The following is a 15,850-nucleotide window of genomic DNA, read 5'->3' as shown; positions in this document are numbered from 1 at the left end:
AATTTTATTACGGCGAAAAAACGTGACGGACCTTGATTGATGCGCAGATTCCTATTGCTCACAAGCCTGCTGCTGGCCGCCTGCGATAACGGCGGCGCCCCTGAACACTTGACCCAGAATCTTTCCGTGAACCCGCTGACCGAGATCAAGGCCAAGCTGGCCTTTACCTGTGTACATGAACAGATACCCGCGCCGTCCGCCGAAACCGATGAGCTGTTCCAATATGCTCGCTGGTTGCAGAAGAACAACCTGCTCAAGGAGGACAAAAGCGTCGACGCCGAGATCGAGCGCCTGTACCGGGTTGCTGCCGAAAATGGCCATTACAAAGCCAATATCAACCTGCAAAACGGCACCATGCGCGGCCACTTTACGCTCCGTGGCGCGGACCACCTGCGTATGAGCCAGCAACTGATCGACGCGAACGTGGCGACGGGGTACTACTTTATCGGCCTCTTGCTGAAAACCGGCTCTGCGGGGTTGAAGCAGGATACAGCGATGTCGCTGCGCTATTTTCGAAAGGCAGCCGATCAGGGTAGCGCTCAAGCCCAGTACTTAGTGGGGGAGAAGCTCGCACCGATAGATATCGCGCCGGACGTTGCTCGGCAGATGCGCCGCTGTGCGGCTGAGCAGGGCCAGGGTGACGCAGCTTCCGACCTCGGAGTCAATCTTCAAGGCAGGGGGCAGTACCGGGAGGCACTTGAGGCATTCCAGTTGGGGGTGGCAGCAGGTGATGAAACCTCTGCCGGTTGGCTGGGAGATGCCTTTCGCGGACCTCCTCCCACCGATACGTTTTACTACCTTGCCCTAGAAGAGGACCTTGAACGCGCAGAACGCTATAAAACAATCTGGCGCGTGCTTGCGCGGTACTCCTACGCCAACCCCAAAGTCCCCGAAATCAACGAAATCCTCCCCTTGCCACCCGCCAAACTCCCGGCCTGGGACGGCAAGTTGCAATGGCTGGAAGCACGTCTGGCCAATATCCCCCCGCCAAAACCCAGCGAAGCACTGATCCGGCAACTGGCCAGGGCCAAAGGCCTGGAGCCGGCAACCGGCAGGGCCACGCCCGACTCTCCTGCCTTCATTAAGGCCAGCTACCTGGAACCGACCTGCTGCAGCGGTCAGCCGTGTCCGCAAGCAGGCTGGCAGGCGGTGGGCGTCACTCACAATGTTTACTCCAGGCTTAAAGGGGGTGATATACGCCGTTTCGAGCAGGGCGAGATAATGCCCACACTCAACGTCCAGAGTCGCGAAACCCGTTTCTTGCTTCCAGACAAGATCACGGTCAGCGAGATGAGCATCGAATGGCGACTGTTGGGTGAGGCGTGAGAAACAGTCGAATTTTTTTACGGCGAAAAAAAACGTGACGGACCTTGATTGATGCGCAGATTCCTATTGCTCACAAGTCTGCTGCTGGCCGCCTGCGATAACGGCGGCGCCCCTGAACACTTGACTCAGAATCTTTCCGTGAACCCGCTGACCGAGATCAAAGCCAAGCTGGCCTTTACCTGTGTACATGAACAGATCCCCGCGCCGTCCGCCGAAACCGATGAGCTGTTCCAATATGCTCGCTGGTTGCAGAAGAACAACCTGCTCAAGGAGGACAAAAGCGTCGACGCCGAGATCGAGCGCCTGTACCGGGTTGCTGCCGAGAACGGTCATTACAAAGCCAATATCAACCTGCAAAACGGCACAATGCGCGGCCAATTCACGCTCCGTGGCGCGGACCACCTGCGCCTGAGTCAGCAACTGATCGACGCGAATGTGGCAACGGGTTACTACTTTATCGGCCTCTTTCTGAAGAACGGCTCCGCCGGGTTGAAGCAGGACACGGCCATGTCCTTGCGCTACTTTCGCAAGGCTGCCGATCAGGGAAGCGCGCAAGCCCAGTACGATGTGGGAGACATGCTGGCGCCAATCGGCATTGCTCCGAATATTGCCCGACAGATGCGCCGATGCTCAGCCGAACAGGGCCATGGCAAGGCCGGCAGGGAGCTAGGAGTTGACCTGTCGACAGATGGACAGTATCAGGAGGCCCTTGAGGCATTTCAACTTGGGTTGGGTGCAGGTGTGTAGTGGTCAACTAATCCCGGACACGACGTTAAGTTTTTCCTCGGCCCGCGCTGGGGCCAACCCATCGTTGAATTGATGAGGCCTAATCCAGTTGTAGCGATGCATCAAAAAATGGCTGATATCGCGCTGTGCTTCCTGCGCAGTTCGATAGCCCACGGTCGGTATCCATTCTGTTTTCAAGCTGCGAAATACGCGCTCCATCGGTGCGTTATCCCAGCAGTTTCCTCGTCGGCTCATGCTCTGGCGCATACGGTATCGCCACAACCGCTGGCGAAAGAGTCGGCTTGCATATTGCGATCCCTGGTCCGAGTGGAATAGCAGATCCGAAGGCCTGCCACGCTGCTCGTAAGCCATATCCAGCGCTTTGATCACCAGCTCAGCGTCTGGCTTTTCCGACAGCGCCCAGCCCACGATCCGACGCGTACAAAGATCCAGGACGACAGCCAGGTAATGCCACTTTCCTTGCGCCCAAATGTAGGTGATATCGCCGCACCAGACTTGATTGGGCGCTGGCACGTCGAACTCGCGGTTCAATGTGTTCGGGATATCCAGTCTTTCTACTGTTGCTCGTTTGTAGGCATGGGAGCCGGGTTGTTTGCTGACTAAATCAAGCTCGCGCATCAAGCTCGCGCATCAAGCTGCGCACTTTGAATCGACCGATCTGCTCACCGTCTTCACGCATCAGCGACAGGATGCTGCGACTGCCCGCAGCGCTACGACTTTGCGAGAACAGCTCACTGACGCGACTTCGCAATCGAAGCTGTTCAACATCGGGCGTGCGGCGCCGCAGGCGCTGGGCGTAGTAACACGAGCGCGTGACGTCAAACACCTTGCACAGCCAATCAACCGGCTCATGTGCACTCAACTGGTCAATCAGCGCGAACGCTCGTGATCTTCCGACATCAAGAGCGCGGTAGCCTTTTTTAGTATTGATTTCTCTCGCTCAAGCCGAGCAATCCGGGCTTCCAGCTCCTGAATTTTTTGCTGTTCCGGAGTCAGAGCCTTGCTCTGCGGGGTGATGCCTTTATGTTCTTTCTGAATCTGGTCAACCCAGCGGCGCAATGCCGACTCACCAATGCCGAGTGAACGGCTGGCTTCGATGTAGCTGTAGTTTTGTTTGAGCACGAGGTCGGCAGCCTCGCGTTTGAATTCGGGAGTAAAGGAGCGGCGTTGTTTGGTCATCTGACACCTCGATCTGGCGAGCATTCTCGCCTAAATGGGTGTCCGGAATCATTAGACCACTACAGTGACAGCACCTCGGCTTCCTTTCTGAGTAAAGGTTTCCTTGGACCGAAGTCGGATGATCGTTTGTACTACCTAGGCCAACAGGAAGACCTTGAGCGCGCAGAGCGTTATAAAGCTATCTGGAGTCTGCTAGCGGACTACTCCTACGCCAACCCCAAAGTCCCCGAAATCAACGAAATCCTCCCCTTGCCACCCGCCAAACTCCCGGCCTGGGACGGCAAGTTGCAATGGCTGGAAGCACGTCTGGCCAATATCCCCCCGCCAAAACCCAGCGAAGCACTGATCCGGCAACTGGCCAGGGCCAAAGGCCTGGAACCGGCAACCGGCAGGGCCACGTCCGAACCGAGCTAATCCAGCACCCCTGCCACCGTGAAATAGAGCAGGACTCAAGGTTTTACCATCACCGCGATAAACAGCGGCGTTTCCAGAAAACGTTCCAGCCAGCCCTGCAATCGCCGGTACGGCGTTCCGGCAAACCACTCCCGATCCACATGGGCAAACTGGCGCACAAATGGCGCCAGTGCCACATCGGCCAGGCTCAGGTGATCGGCCAGCAAGAAGTCTCGTTGCGTCAGCAAGGCTTCCAGCTTCTGCAAGAACGCCTCACCTTCTGCCCGATAGAACGTCATGGGCTGTTCCGGGTAGCGCTCGGCGTACTTGTATCGATTCAAATGATGTTTAAAGCCTTCGTCGTTTTCGGCGATCAGTTGCAGAGTGGCCGGGCCGTCCTGTAGCAACCAGCCATCGGGATCGTTCTGCGCCAGTGCCCATTGCATGATCGCCAGGCTCTCATCAATCACCTCGCCGCCCACGCTCAGCACCGGCACCGTGCCCTTGGGCGACAGCGCCAGCATGTCGGCCGGCTTGGCCTTAAGGCTCACCTCGACAATGCGCACCGCAACCCCGGCGTAACGCAGGGCCATGCGTGCGCGCATGGCATACGGGCAGCGTCGAAACGAATACAGCACCGCCTCGCTCACTTGACCTCCAGCGTGCTCAACCCGTTGCCCTGACGCTTGACCTGGATCTGCACCGGGACGCGCTCGTGCATTTCCTGCACGTGGGAAATCACCGCCACCTTGCGGCCCTGGGCCTGCAAACCGTCCAAGGCGTCCATCGCCAGTTGCAGCGACTCGGGGTCGAGGCTGCCAAACCCTTCGTCGATAAACAGCGACTCGATCTTCAACGTGCTGGAGGCCATCGATGCCAGGCCCAGGGCCAATGCCAGCGACACCAGGAATGTCTCGCCGCCGGACAGCGAATGCACCGAGCGCAGTTCATCGCCCATTTCCGTGTCCATCACCAACAGGCCGAGCATGCTGCCGCCGCGCTTGAGACGGTAACGGCGCACCAGTTGGCGCAATTGCACGTTGGCGTGGTGCACCAGCAGGTCGAGGTTGTAGGCCTGGGCGATCTTGCGGAACGTATCGCCGGTGGCCGAGCCGATCAGCGCATTCAGGCGTGCCCAGCGTTGCCACTCTTCGTAGGCGGTGGCGATCTGCGCGGCGAGCGCACTGTTGGCCTCCTGGCGCCGCTGGTCTTCGGCCTGGCGTGCGCGCAGTTCGGCGACCTGCTTCTCGCGGTCGGCCAATTGTGTGTTGAGGGCGGCGAGGGCGCTGTCCAGTTGCTCGGCTTCGAGGTTGCCGTTATGCAAGGCCTGGTGTTCGGCCAGGCGTTGTTCGCGTTCCTGCAACAGGACCTGAGCCTGTTCGACAGCTTTTTCGCTGTGTTGCAGCTGTTGGCGCAGCGCGTTGATCTGCGCGTCGTCGAAGGCCAGGAGGCGGTTCAGGCCGGCCTCATCGAGTTCTGGGTGCAGGGCGCGCCAGTCGCTGAGGCGGGTGGCGAGGGTGTGCAGTTCGGCGTGCAGCGCCTGTTGGCGTTCCTGCAAGGCCTTGAGGTCGGCGGCCAGTTGCACCAGCGCGTCTCGTGTTTGCTGCAGTTGCTCGTTCGCCTCGGTTTCACCCTGGCGTGACTGCGCGACGGCGTGGTCCAGGTGCTGCTGCCAATGCTCGGCGCTCGGGTGATCGCCCAACAGGGCGCTGAGGGTTGCCTGGGCGGCCTGTTGCTGACTGGCCAGCTCGCTGACCTGCTGGGCCAGCGCCTGCAGTTGTTGTTGCCGGTGCTGCTGGTGGGTCTGTTGGTGCTCGATGGCCTGTTGGCGCTCTTGCTGTTCGGCCAGTTCGTCGCGCTGATGGCCCAGTTGCTCCAGGCGTTGACTGACCTGCTGATCCAACTGCATGAACGTCGCTGCCGGTTCGCTGCGCAGCCCCTCCAGCGTCTCGGCCGGCAACAGGCTGGCGAACGCGCTGAGTTCTTCGTCGAGGCGTTCGCGGTCGTTGGACAGCTCGCGCTGCTGGTCCACCAGCAACTGGCGGGCCTGCTGGCTGGCGTCCTGGGCGGCTTGCAGTTGTTGCTGCATGCGCCCGGCATTTTGTTGCAGGTTGAGCAGGGCGCCCTGGCGTTGTTCGTCCGCGGTAATGCTTTGCGTGAGCTGGGCCAGTTGCTGCGCCAGCCAGGCGCTGCGTTTGGCCGCCTCCTGATTGAACAGTGACGCGGCCAACGGGTGCGCATCCAGGCTTGGCTTGAGTGCATGCTGTTGCGTTGCCAGGTGTTCCTGTTGTTGCAGGAACTCCTTTTGCTGGGCAATCAAGCCGCCCACTTCGGCGCGTAACTCGGTGAGTTTTTCCTTGAGGGTGTCGACGGCTTTTTGCGCGGCCGACTCCTCGGATTCATCGTGGCGGCCGAGGCTTTGCAGCAAGGCTTCGGGCTGGTGGTACGGGTGTTCCGCGCTGCCGCACACCGGGCAGGGCTGGCCTTCCTGCAACTGCTCGCGCAACTCCTCGACGCTGGCACTGCGCGCCAGGCGCTGGCGTTCCAGCAGTTGCCGGGTCACCGTCAGCGTCTGCTCGGCCACCGTGAGTTCGGCTTTGGTGTGCAGGCCGGCCGCGTTGAGTTGTTCACGTTGTTGCTGCGCGTCGGCGAGTTTCTGCGTCAGCGCGGCGGCCTGCTGGTCCAGTTGCTGCTGGCTGTCCCACAGGCGCGTCAGGTCTTCAAAGGCACGCTGTTGCTTGCGATTGTCTTGCAGCAGGCTGGCGAGCAGTTGGATCTGCTCGGCCACCGCCTGGGGTTCGGCGCCGGCTTCCTGGTACAGCAGGTCCAGGGCTTCGCGCTGCGCGGTGAACTTTTCTGCTGTACGGGTCGCGCGTTCTTCCAGTTGCGCCAGTTCTTCCTGGCCTTTTTTCAGGCGGCTGCCAATCACCATCAACTGTTGCAGGCGCTCGCGTTGATAGGTCCAGCCATCACTCAACGGCGCCAGGGCGGCGCTGCGCTCAAGTTCGGCCGCAAGGCGTTGCAGGCGCCCGGCGACGAGGGCCTGCTTCTCTTGCAGGCTGTTGAGCAACGTCTGGCCTTCCGTGCAGGCCGTTTGCTGTTGCTGATGCTCCTCGGTGCGCCTGGCCAGGTCCTTGGTCAGGTGGGCGAGGGTGCTTTGTTGCTCGAAGGCCTGGCGCAACAGCGGGACGGCGTCGGCCTGGCTTTTCAGGGCCTCGGCCAAGGCCGCCTGGGCGGATGCCTGCTGTGTCCGGGCTTGCTCCTGGCGGGTAGTGAGCGTCTGTTGCTGCTCGATATGCTGCTCAATCTGTGCGGCCAACGGCGTCAGCGCGCTGTCCAGTTCAGCCTGACGGGCGAAGTGATGGCGTTGCGGCGCCAGTTGCTCCAGGTGGTTCAAGTCCTGGCGTTGCGGGCCCTGGCCTGCCCATTGCGCCTGGGCGCGTTGCAGTTGTTCGGTCGCACTGAGTTGGCGCTCCTGCCATTCACGCAGTTCCTTGAGCCACGTGTGTTGCAACTCCAACTGCTTGAGTTGCGCTTGCTGGGTCTTGAAGCGTTGGCTGGCGTCGGCCAGTTGCTGGTCCAGTTCGGCACGGGCCTCGGCTTGCAGCGGCACCACGCCGGTGGCTTGGTCCTGCAGTTGCTTGTGCGCGTCCTTGGCCTCTTTGGCCTTGTCGAAGGCGCGGCGGCCCAGTTGGGTGTACAGGGCGGTGTCGGTGAGCTTTTCCAGCAGTTCGCTGCGCTCGTTGTCGTTGGCCTTGAGAAACGCGCTGAACTCGCTTTGCGCCAGCAGCACCGCACGGGTGAACTGCTCGAAGTTCAGGCCCAGGGCCAGTTCGAGCTGGGTTTTGTATTCGGTTTTCTGGCTGGCCAGCAGTTGGTCGCTGTCCAGGTCGATCAGGCTCTGGCGGCTGTTCTGCAACTTGCCGCTGGCCTTGTCGCGGGCACGGTTGGCTTCCCAGCGTGCGCGATAGCGTCGGCCGCTGACCCCGACAAAATCCACTTCGGCATAACCGCCGCCGGTGCCGCGGCGCAGCAGGGTGCGCGGGTCACCTATGGAAATATCGCTGTCGGCATCCGGCATCTTGGCCTGGCCGGTGTCACCCAGGCGCGGCACGGCGCCAAACAATGCCAGGCACAAGGCGTCGAGCAAGGTACTTTTACCGGCACCGGTGGGCCCGGTAATGGCGAACAGCCCGGCGCTGGCCAGGGGTTCGGCGGTAAAGTCGATTTCAAACGGACCTGCCAGCGAGGCGAGGTTTTTCAGGCGGATGGCAAGGATTTTCATGGCTGTTCACCCGCCTGTTGCACTTCCTGGAGCAGCACGGCGAAGTCCTTCAAGGTCTGTTCATCCACCTCACTGCCGTAGCTGTCCTGCCACGCGCGGCTGAACAGCTCCTGGGGCGTGAGTTGGTCGAGTTCGATCAGGCGCTCATTGTCCGCCTCATCGGTGCCGCGTTTGCCGGCGTAGTCGGCGGCGATACGCACCAGGCGCACGGCCTTGCCCTGCAAGGCGGTTTCGATTTGCTGGCGCAGGTCCGGTTGTGGCTCGTCCAGGCGCACGCGCACTTCGAGCCAGGGGTGGCGCTGGGTTTCGGCGAGCAGGTCGATGTCGGGCAGGTCAGTCAGTTGTCTGAGGATGTCCGCCAGCGGAGCGGCTTCCAGGCGTTGCAGGTCGACCGAACGGGGGATCAGGATCGGTTCGACACTCACCAGGCATTGGCCCTGGAAGGCCACATCGAGAATCTGATGTTTGTAGCCGATCTCCGAAAATGACAACGGGATCGGCGAACCGCTGTAGCGAATGCGTTCCTCGCCGTTCACCCGCTGCGGCTTGTGCAAATGACCGAGGGCAACATAGCCGACACTTTTGTCGAACAGTGTGGCCGGCAGCGCCTCTGCATTGCCGATGATCAGGCTGCGCTCGGAATCTTCCGACACTGAACCGCCGGCCATATGCGCATGGCTGATGGCGATCAGCGCCTGGCCTTTCTGGCGTTTGGCATTGGCGGCGGCGATCAGCTTTTCATGCACGTGGCCAATCCCGCGCAGGTAGTCGTCACCCAGCTGCGCGCCAGTGACCTCCGCCGGGCGCAGGAATGGCAATGCCAGGCACCAGGCGGCGATCTTGCCTTTGGCATCCGGCAGCGGAATCAGCAGGCGCTCGGCGTCCAGCTGGCCGTCATCGAGCCACAGCACGCGGCCGAGGGCATGGGTGCGCAAACGCCGCATCAGCGGCGCGGGCAGCTCGATGCGCGAGCCGGAATCGTGGTTGCCGGCGATCATCACGATGGTCAGCTTGGGGTTCTGCTCATGGGCGCTGATGATGAAGTCATACAGGCGCTCCTGGGCTTTGAGCGGCGGGTTGACCGTGTCGAAGATATCGCCGGCGATCAGCAGCGCATCCGGCTGCTGCGCGGCGAGCTGGCGCAATAGCCACTCAAGGAAACAGGCGTGTTCGAAGTCGCGTTCCTGGCCGTGCAGGTTTTGGCCAAGGTGCCAGTCGGAGGTGTGGAACAGACGCAAGGCGAACTCCGTGGAGAAGATGAAAAGGAGGGGAGTTTACCCGGAATGCGAACCCAACGTCCCACACGGCGTGGGACAACGGTGAGGCTTGCCCGCCAGTCAACGTTAGGCCGGCAGGCAAGCCGCTCTCACAGGGTTATGGGGCGTGGGTCGGCTTGGGTTTCAGGCAATCCAGCGCGCGGTCGGCCAGGGTTTTGGCCATGTCGATCAAATGCGCGGTGGCGCCGGCCATCTGGCGATCATCGCTACTGGCGGACGCTGTAGCGGCTGCGCAGCGTAGCAGGTCGCAGATCTGGGCGAGTGCGTCTTCGAAGCTGAGGTCGGGGTCGATGATGAAGGTCGGCGTCGAGGCCGGTTGCAGGTAATGGCGCAGGGCGCGCTCAACGAGCTCACGGGGTGGGTCGGGGACGATTTTGTTCATGTAGCAGCTCCTACTAAGTGGGGGAGCCATCCTGTGTCGTTTCCACACGACAGATTAGGTGGCAGCCGTACGCGGGGTGGAAAACCGAGTAGTAGGACTCGGCCAGACCGAAGTCTGCCCGCGTACAGCCGCCATTGAGCGTTTGCATACGATCATGACGCCTACTAGTTCCCAGGTTTCCACACCCGATCGCTGATATGCAGCGACGGAGCGAAGGCTAGCCAGTGGCGTGAGCAGGCGCAAGGCCGTGGGATTGTCTAGGAAACGTCCTGCAAATTAAAGGGACACGGATTGCTGGCCTTTAACAATGCATGTCGATCAGGCGACGCAGATCCACCCGTGCGGGCTTGCTCGCGCAGGGGCATGCAGCCTGAATCAGGGTTATTTGGGATACAGCGGCGGCAGGCTGGTGGTATCCAGTGCCGGGTCTTGCTCGCGCTCGGCCATCGGGATGGCCTTGATCGCGCGCCACAGGTCTTCCCCCAGCCAATAATGGCCGCCCTCGCTGTACAGCGCACCGTTCAACCCATCCAAGGCGTCCGACAGCGGCACGAACCGCGCCGCCATGTCGGCCAGGGTTTCCGGTTGCTGGCGCGCCCAGGCGTCCAGTGCCTGGCGCGTGGCCTGGGGGTCGTTGGCCTGGGTTGCACGCTTGAGGTCGTCGAGCAGCGTGCGCGGGCTGGGGCCGGTTTGCGCGGCGCGCAGGACGGCCGGTTGCGAGCGTGCGCGCCACCACAGGCCGAAGCCGAGCAGGGTGGTGCAGGCCAGCAGCAGGGTGCTCAGTTGCCACAGCCACAGGTGGCTGTCGTCGGGTGCGGTGATGATGGTCGGCGTGGCCGGCGTGTCGATCGCCAGGCTCGGGTTGTTGGCAATTTGCAGGGTGCGGGCGGGCAGGCTGGTGCGTTCGAGGTGGTCCTCATGGGTGTTCCACCACACCACCTCCACGGCCGGCAGTTCCAGTGGGCCGACGCGATTAGGCACCAGGGCCTCGCGGTCTTCGCGACTGCCGATCAGACCGCGGTCACTGGTCTGGGTGCCGAGCACCGGCTGGTCGGGGTAGCGGCGCAAACCACTGATCTCGGTGCTGGGCAGGGCCGGCAGTTGCGCGCTGGACAGGCCTTCGGCTTTGAGCGTGAGGCTGCGGGTCAGGGAGTCGCCGACCTGCACGTGCTCAGGCTCGGGGTTCCAGCTTTCGGTCAGGGTCAGGCTGCGCGCCGGTAGCCAGGGCGTGTCGGCGGGGTACAGCGCCGGCTTGGGTTTGACTTGCAGCGCCAGCGGCGCCGAACTCACGTGGATCAGCTTGCCGGGCTTGGTGCCTTGCAGGGTGTTTTCCTGGGGTGGGCGCGACTCCACCAGCGTGGCGCTGAAGGTTTGCGTTGGAATAGCCAGGGCGCCACTGTGCTGCGGGTAGATCGCGTAGCGGGTTTCGATCACGCCATGGCGGATGCTGTTGATGACTTTTTCGTAGGTGCGCGATTCGCCCAGTTGCTCCACGCGTGCATCGGGGATCTGCAAGGGTGTGAGGCTGCTGTCGTCATACAGCGACACCGAGTGGTACACGCGCACGGTCAACAATGCCTGGGCCTGCACGTACACGTCTGTCTGGTCGAGATTGGCTTCGACAAACACCGGCGCCAGTTCGGCGTTGCTGTCCTGGCTGGTGGTTTCCAGCACCTGCAGGCTGATCGGCTGGGTCGTGTACTCGCCCACCTGCAGCGGTGGGATCACCACGGTGCCGTTTTGCTTGGGCAGCAAGGTGATGATCCAGCGCGTGGTGGCGTGGTTGTCGCCGCCCAGGGTGGTGAGTTGGTTGAGCTGGCGCGTGCCGCTGACTTCGAATTGCGCATCCAGGGGCGACAGGTCCGGTTTGCCGAACTGGGTCACGTCGCTGGATTCCACTGTCAGTTCCACCGTTTCCCCGGAATTGAGGCGGCTGCGGTCGACGCTGGCGACCAGGCTGGCCGCCTGGACGTGGCTGGCCGATAACGCGAGCAGAAGCAGAAGGGGGGTGCGGCGGCTCATCGAGTCTTGTCCTGATGTTGTTGCTGTTCGTACCAGAATTTGCGTCGCAGCAGTTCGCCGGGGTTGTCCGGGATCTCCCGCAGCCACTGTTCCAGGGCCTGGCGATGTTCACCGTCGAGCCTGGCGTCGGTGGGGCGCAGCGGCGGTGTGGTGGTTTGCTCGTCCCCCAGTTCGCTGCCCGGTACTTCGTTACCGCCGGTTGGCGGCGTGGCGCCGGCCTGTGCGTCGCCGGGGCTGGCTTCGCCCTGGCCCTGGGATGACTCGTCGCCGCCGCGGGTGGTTTGCCCGCTGGCGCCCGGTTGCGCAGTTTGGCCGGGTTGACGGGTTTCGTCATCTTCGTTTTTGGCCGGCTGCTCGGGCTCGGGCTGGGCCTGTTCCTGCATCAGGGTTTCCACTAGGGCCTTGTTTTTCAGGGCTGGTTGCAGGTCGGGTTGGGCTTCAAGGGCCTGTTCATAGGCGTCGATGGCCGCTTCCAGCTCGCCGGACTTGGCCAGCGCATTACCGCGGTTGTAGTGGGAATAGGCGTCATCGCCCTCGGCAAAGCGTTTGATGGCCTCGGCATAGTTTCCCGCTTCGTACAGCGCGACGCCCTGCCATTGCGTGTCTTGAAAATGTTCGGCGGCCTCGGCGGGGCGTTTTTTCTTGAGCAGGTATTGGCCTTGCTGGTCGGGGCGCAGCCATAGGTCCTGGAACTCGAAGGCATAACTGGGTTGCGGCGCGGCCATCAGCAGCAACGGCAGGCAGAACAGCCAGCCACGCCGACCGGCGCACGCTGCCAGCAGCAACAGCGGCAAGAGCAGCCAGTAACCTTGGTCGGCCCAGCTGTCCAGGTGCAGTAACTGGCCGTCGTTGCGCAGGGCTTGCGGTGGGTCGAGCACGCCGAGCTGGCGCAGGTCCTTGTCGTCGAGGCGCGCCGCACGGTAGCGGCCACCCATTTCGCTGGCGAAGGCCTTGAGCGTCGGGCTGTCGAGGCGCGGGATCAGGATCGCGCCTTGTTCGTCCTTGAGGAATTCGCCGCTTTCCTGGGTCACCGGCGTGCCGTCGCGACTGCCGATGCCGAGGATCGACAACGACGGCGCCTGGTTGCTTTGCAGCAACAGGCGAATGCCTTGGCGTTCCTGTTTGGAAAGCGACGAGCCGATCAGCAGCAGGCGCCCCTGGCCCAGGCCGCTCTGGTTGAGCAGGCCGAGGGCTTTGTCCACGGCCAGGTCGGCGCGGTGGCCGGGCTCGGGCATGATCGAGGGGCGCAGGGCTTCGAGCAGGTTGCGGCTGGTGGCCAGGTCATCCGACAGCGGCACCAGGGTGTGGGCGCTGCCGGCATACACGACGATGGCGGTCTGCGCATCGGTGCGCGCCTGCAGCAGGTCATACAGCTTGCGCCGCGCCTGTTCGAGGCGATTGGGCGGGCTGTCGGTGGCGAGCATTTCCGGGGTCAGTTCCAGCAACACCACCAACGGGTCGGACGGCTTCTGGCTGATTTGCTCCACCCGTTGCCAGCTGGGGCCAAGCAGTGCCAGCACCGCCAGTAACCAGGCAATCCCGAGCACCACCCACGGCGATTTACTTTCACGGCCACTGCCGCCGCTGAGCAGCACGGCATGGAACGCCGGGGGCAGGATCATCTGCCAACGGCCGGCGCGTTTTTGCCGGTGCCACAACTGCCACAGCAACCAGCCGAGCAGCGGCAGCAGCAATAGCCACCAGGGGCGGAACAGGTGTGGCCACAGGTCGCTCATCGACGCCTCCGCAAGCGCAGTCGTTTGAGGCGTTGGCGCCATTGCGGGTGTTGTTGCAGGAAGATCCCCTTGCTCGACAGTTTGTTAAGGACGCGTTGCAGGGCGTTGTTCGGCCAGCGCTCTTGAATCACCAACAGCATGCTCAGGATCAGCGCCAGGGCCAGCGGGCCGCTGTACAAGGCCTGGGCCGGACGGGCCTGGGTCGGTTGCTGTTCGACGGGTTCGAGCCTGTCGAGGGTTTCCTTGATGGTTTGCAGTTCTTCGCCATCGCGGGCACGGAAATACTCGCCGCCGGTGGCGGCGGCGATGGCCTTGAGCGCCGGCTCGTCGAGGTCCAGGCTCGGGTTGACGCCGAGGATGCCCAGGGAGCCGGTTTGCTCAGGGTCGGCGCCGATGCCGATGGGGTATATCTTCACGCCTTCTTCGGCGGCCAGGCGCGCGGCGGTCAACGGGTCGATCTGCCCGGCGTTGTTGGCGCCGTCGGTGACCAGGATCAGCACGCGGCTTTGCGCAGGACGCTGGCGCAGGCGTTTGAGCGCCAGGCCGATGGCGTCGCCAATCGCAGTGTTTTTGCCGGCGATACCGATGCGCGCTTCATCCAGCCAGCTGCGGACGGTGCGCCGGTCGAAGGTCAGTGGTGCTTGCAGGTAGGCCTGGCTGCCGAACAGGATCAGGCCCACGCGGTCGCCGTCGCGGCCTTCCAGGAAGTCGCCGAGCAGGTGCTTGACCAGGCTCAGGCGGCTGACGTCTTCGTCCTGCCAGTGCATGTCGGGAAAGTCCATGGAGCCGGACACGTCCACCGCCACCAGCAAATCGCGGCCACTGGCGGCAATCGGCAGCGGTTCGCCGAGCCATTGCGGGCGTGCGGCTGCGGTCAGCAACAGCAACCACAGCACCACGAACGGTGCTTGCTGGCGCCAGCCCGGCAGGTTCACGCGGGCACGGCGCTTGGCCAAGCCTTCGAGGTCGCTGAGGTAGCTGATGTTGAGGGCCGGCTCGCCGCTGTCGGCCGCAGGAAGCAGCAAGCGCATCACCCAGGGCAAGGGCAGCAGGACGAAGATCCACGGCCAGGCGAATTCAAACATGTTTGCGAATCCAGGTATCGACCGCCTGGGTCAGCCCGGCGATGGCCTTGTCGTCGAGCTTGCATTCGGGCTTGTAGGCGCCTTCGACCAGTACCATCCAGCGCGTCAGGCCGGCGGCCGGGCAGCGGTTATCAAGGAAGGCCAGCCATTTGCGCCCATTGAGCGTGTGGCTCTGGCTGTAGGGGTAGTCGTTGCGGCACAAACGCTTGAGCAGGCCATTGAGTTGTTGCAGCCAGGCTCCCGCAGGCGCGCCGTCGTAGGGCTTTGGCATCAGCGCCAGTTCCGCCAGGGCGGCGATGCGCAGCGGGTCCAGCGGTTGTTCGGCGCGGGCGAGGGGGCGCCGCGTGGGCAAAAAGCGGCGCAGCCACCACAACCCCCAACCGAGCAGCGGGATCACCAGCAGCAGTAACCACCAGCCCGGCGCGGGCGGCCAGAAGCCGATGGGCGGCGGGGCGATCAGCGGTTGCAGTTGGTCGAGGTTACTCATTGTTTTTTGGCCGGGCGTTGCGGGTTGAGGTATTCGCGCAGTTGCTCGACCATTTCGCTCTGGGTGCTCAAGGGCATCAGCAACACGCGCAACTTCTGCGCGAGCAATTCCCAGCGGGCGATGCGCGCTTCGGCCTGGGCTTTGTAGGCCTGGCGCAAGTCGACGTTGAGGGTGTCCAGTTCCAACAATGCGCCTCGTTGCGCGAAGCGCAGCAGCCCGGCGGCGGGCAGGGCGTGGTCCAGCGGGTCGGAGACCGGTAACAGCAGCAGGTCGCAATGGCGCGACAGCAGGCTTAATTGTTGCTCGGCGCTTTCGGTGAGGGCGCGCTCATCGCAGATCACAATCACCAGGCTGCCGGGGCGCAGCACTTCGCGCCCTCGACGCAACGCCATGCCCAGGGCGTCGGCTTCGGGGCGGGTTTGCGTGTCGAGGCTCTGGTTGACCCGCACCAGGCGGTTCAGCAGTTGCAGCAGGCTTTGCTTGCTGCGTCGCGGTTTGATTTCGTAGTGCTCGTTGTCGCCGAACACTAACCCGCCGACGCGGTCGTTGTGCCCCAGGGCAGCCCAGCCAATCAGGCTCGCGGCCTGGGCGGCGAGCACTGATTTGAACATCTGGCCCGACCCGAAAAACAACCGACAGCTTTGCTCCACCATGATGAAGATCGGGCGTTCGCGCTCTTCGTGGAACAGCTTGGTGTGCGGTTCCTGGGTGCGTGCCGTCACCCGCCAGTCGATGGTGCGCACATCGTCGCCGGCCTGGTAGACGCGCACTTGGTCGAAATCGACCCCGCGCCCACGCAGCTTGGAGTGGTGCAGGCCGATCAAGGGGCTGCGCTGGCTGGGCGTGGAAAACAGCTGCACTTCGCGCACGCGGTGGCGCATCTCAATCAGCTCACTGAGCGTGACGCGGATACCATCGCCGGCGTTCATCG

The 15,850-nt window shown here is 62.9% G+C and carries 10 protein-coding genes and 3 pseudogenes; 3 read left to right on the top strand and 10 right to left on the bottom strand.

The genetic code is table 11. From position 1 onward, the window contains the following. The first annotated feature begins 39 nt into the window (after window positions 1–39). Together PSH59_RS14550 and PSH59_RS14545 are read left to right on the top strand one after the other, a co-directional pair. Window positions 40–1,326 carry a sel1 repeat family protein gene (locus tag PSH59_RS14550; protein ID WP_305393011.1) on the top strand — a complete coding sequence of 429 codons (1,287 nt, stop codon included), beginning with the start codon at window positions 40–42 and terminating at the stop codon, window positions 1,324–1,326. Window positions 1,327–1,377: 51 nt separating this feature from the next. Continuing rightward, window positions 1,378–2,067, top strand: a pseudogene (locus PSH59_RS14545) (tetratricopeptide repeat protein); the annotation flags it as partial. A gap of 9 nt (window positions 2,068–2,076) precedes the next feature. Here PSH59_RS14545 and PSH59_RS14540 read toward each other — a convergent pair. Beyond that, window positions 2,077–3,252, bottom strand: a pseudogene (locus PSH59_RS14540) (IS3 family transposase). 75 nt (window positions 3,253–3,327) lie between these two features. Between PSH59_RS14540 and PSH59_RS14535 the strand changes: the two are divergent. Continuing rightward, a pseudogene (locus PSH59_RS14535) lies at window positions 3,328–3,666 on the top strand (DUF6396 domain-containing protein); the annotation flags it as partial. A 35-nt stretch (window positions 3,667–3,701) separates the two neighbouring features. On the opposite strand, the gene PSH59_RS14530 reads toward PSH59_RS14535, so the two are convergent. From PSH59_RS14530 to PSH59_RS14490, 9 genes are all read right to left on the bottom strand, one after another. Then, window positions 3,702–4,295, bottom strand: coding sequence for a glutathione S-transferase (locus PSH59_RS14530; RefSeq protein WP_305393010.1), 594 nt, complete (start codon window positions 4,293–4,295; stop codon window positions 3,702–3,704). Further along, on the bottom strand, window positions 4,292–7,930 hold the full coding sequence (locus PSH59_RS14525) for an AAA family ATPase (RefSeq protein ID WP_305393009.1): 3,639 nt from the start codon (window positions 7,928–7,930) through the stop codon (window positions 4,292–4,294). The genes PSH59_RS14530 and PSH59_RS14525 overlap by 4 nt, the downstream gene beginning before the upstream one ends. Then, window positions 7,927–9,168, bottom strand: a complete 1,242-nt coding sequence (locus PSH59_RS14520) for an exonuclease SbcCD subunit D C-terminal domain-containing protein (RefSeq protein ID WP_305393008.1) — start codon at window positions 9,166–9,168, stop codon at window positions 7,927–7,929. The genes PSH59_RS14525 and PSH59_RS14520 overlap by 4 nt, the downstream gene beginning before the upstream one ends. 136 nt (window positions 9,169–9,304) lie before the next feature. After that, window positions 9,305–9,589 (bottom strand): DUF3077 domain-containing protein, encoded by a 285-nt coding sequence (locus PSH59_RS14515; protein ID WP_305393007.1) that lies wholly within the window; start codon window positions 9,587–9,589, stop codon window positions 9,305–9,307. A gap of 381 nt (window positions 9,590–9,970) precedes the next feature. Continuing rightward, window positions 9,971–11,611: a BatD family protein gene (locus PSH59_RS14510; RefSeq protein ID WP_305393006.1), complete on the bottom strand. Its 1,641-nt coding sequence runs from the start codon at window positions 11,609–11,611 to the stop codon at window positions 9,971–9,973. Continuing rightward, a complete protein-coding gene (locus tag PSH59_RS14505) occupies window positions 11,608–13,347 on the bottom strand; it encodes a tetratricopeptide repeat protein (protein WP_248080713.1) in 1,740 nt (579 codons plus the stop codon). The genes PSH59_RS14510 and PSH59_RS14505 overlap by 4 nt, the downstream gene beginning before the upstream one ends. Beyond that, on the bottom strand, window positions 13,344–14,432 hold the full coding sequence (locus PSH59_RS14500; RefSeq protein ID WP_305393005.1) for a VWA domain-containing protein: 1,089 nt from the start codon (window positions 14,430–14,432) through the stop codon (window positions 13,344–13,346). The genes PSH59_RS14505 and PSH59_RS14500 overlap by 4 nt, the downstream gene beginning before the upstream one ends. Then, on the bottom strand, window positions 14,425–14,919 hold the full coding sequence (locus PSH59_RS14495) for a DUF4381 domain-containing protein (protein WP_248080715.1): 495 nt from the start codon (window positions 14,917–14,919) through the stop codon (window positions 14,425–14,427). Before PSH59_RS14495 ends, PSH59_RS14500 begins: the two co-directional genes overlap by 8 nt. Next, entirely contained in the window at window positions 14,916–15,848 is a 933-nt protein-coding gene (locus tag PSH59_RS14490; RefSeq protein ID WP_248080716.1) for a DUF58 domain-containing protein, read from the bottom strand. Before PSH59_RS14490 ends, PSH59_RS14495 begins: the two co-directional genes overlap by 4 nt. Window positions 15,849–15,850: the final 2 nt, after the last annotated feature.

The sequence above is a fragment of the Pseudomonas sp. FP2309 genome (assembly GCF_030687575.1).
Lineage (GTDB): Bacteria > Pseudomonadota > Gammaproteobacteria > Pseudomonadales > Pseudomonadaceae > Aquipseudomonas.
The sequence above is the reverse complement of the archived record's forward strand: the minus strand, read 5'-3'. Positions and strand labels throughout refer to the sequence as shown.

What these genes read in the sequence shown, in the direction of transcription:
- PSH59_RS14495 (WP_248080715.1), bottom strand. Translation starts at nt 14,919, where the DNA reads ATGAGTAACCTCGACCAACTGCAACCGCTGATCGCCCCGCCGCCCATC.
- PSH59_RS14490 (WP_248080716.1), bottom strand. Translation starts at nt 15,848, where the DNA reads ATGAACGCCGGCGATGGTATCCGCGTCACGCTCAGTGAGCTGATTGAG.
- PSH59_RS14550 (WP_305393011.1), top strand. Translation starts at nt 40, where the DNA reads ATGCGCAGATTCCTATTGCTCACAAGCCTGCTGCTGGCCGCCTGCGAT.
- PSH59_RS14500 (WP_305393005.1), bottom strand. Translation starts at nt 14,432, where the DNA reads ATGTTTGAATTCGCCTGGCCGTGGATCTTCGTCCTGCTGCCCTTGCCC.
- PSH59_RS14510 (WP_305393006.1), bottom strand. Translation starts at nt 11,611, where the DNA reads ATGAGCCGCCGCACCCCCCTTCTGCTTCTGCTCGCGTTATCGGCCAGC.
- PSH59_RS14505 (WP_248080713.1), bottom strand. Translation starts at nt 13,347, where the DNA reads ATGAGCGACCTGTGGCCACACCTGTTCCGCCCCTGGTGGCTATTGCTG.
- PSH59_RS14515 (WP_305393007.1), bottom strand. Translation starts at nt 9,589, where the DNA reads ATGAACAAAATCGTCCCCGACCCACCCCGTGAGCTCGTTGAGCGCGCC.
- PSH59_RS14525 (WP_305393009.1), bottom strand. Translation starts at nt 7,930, where the DNA reads ATGAAAATCCTTGCCATCCGCCTGAAAAACCTCGCCTCGCTGGCAGGT.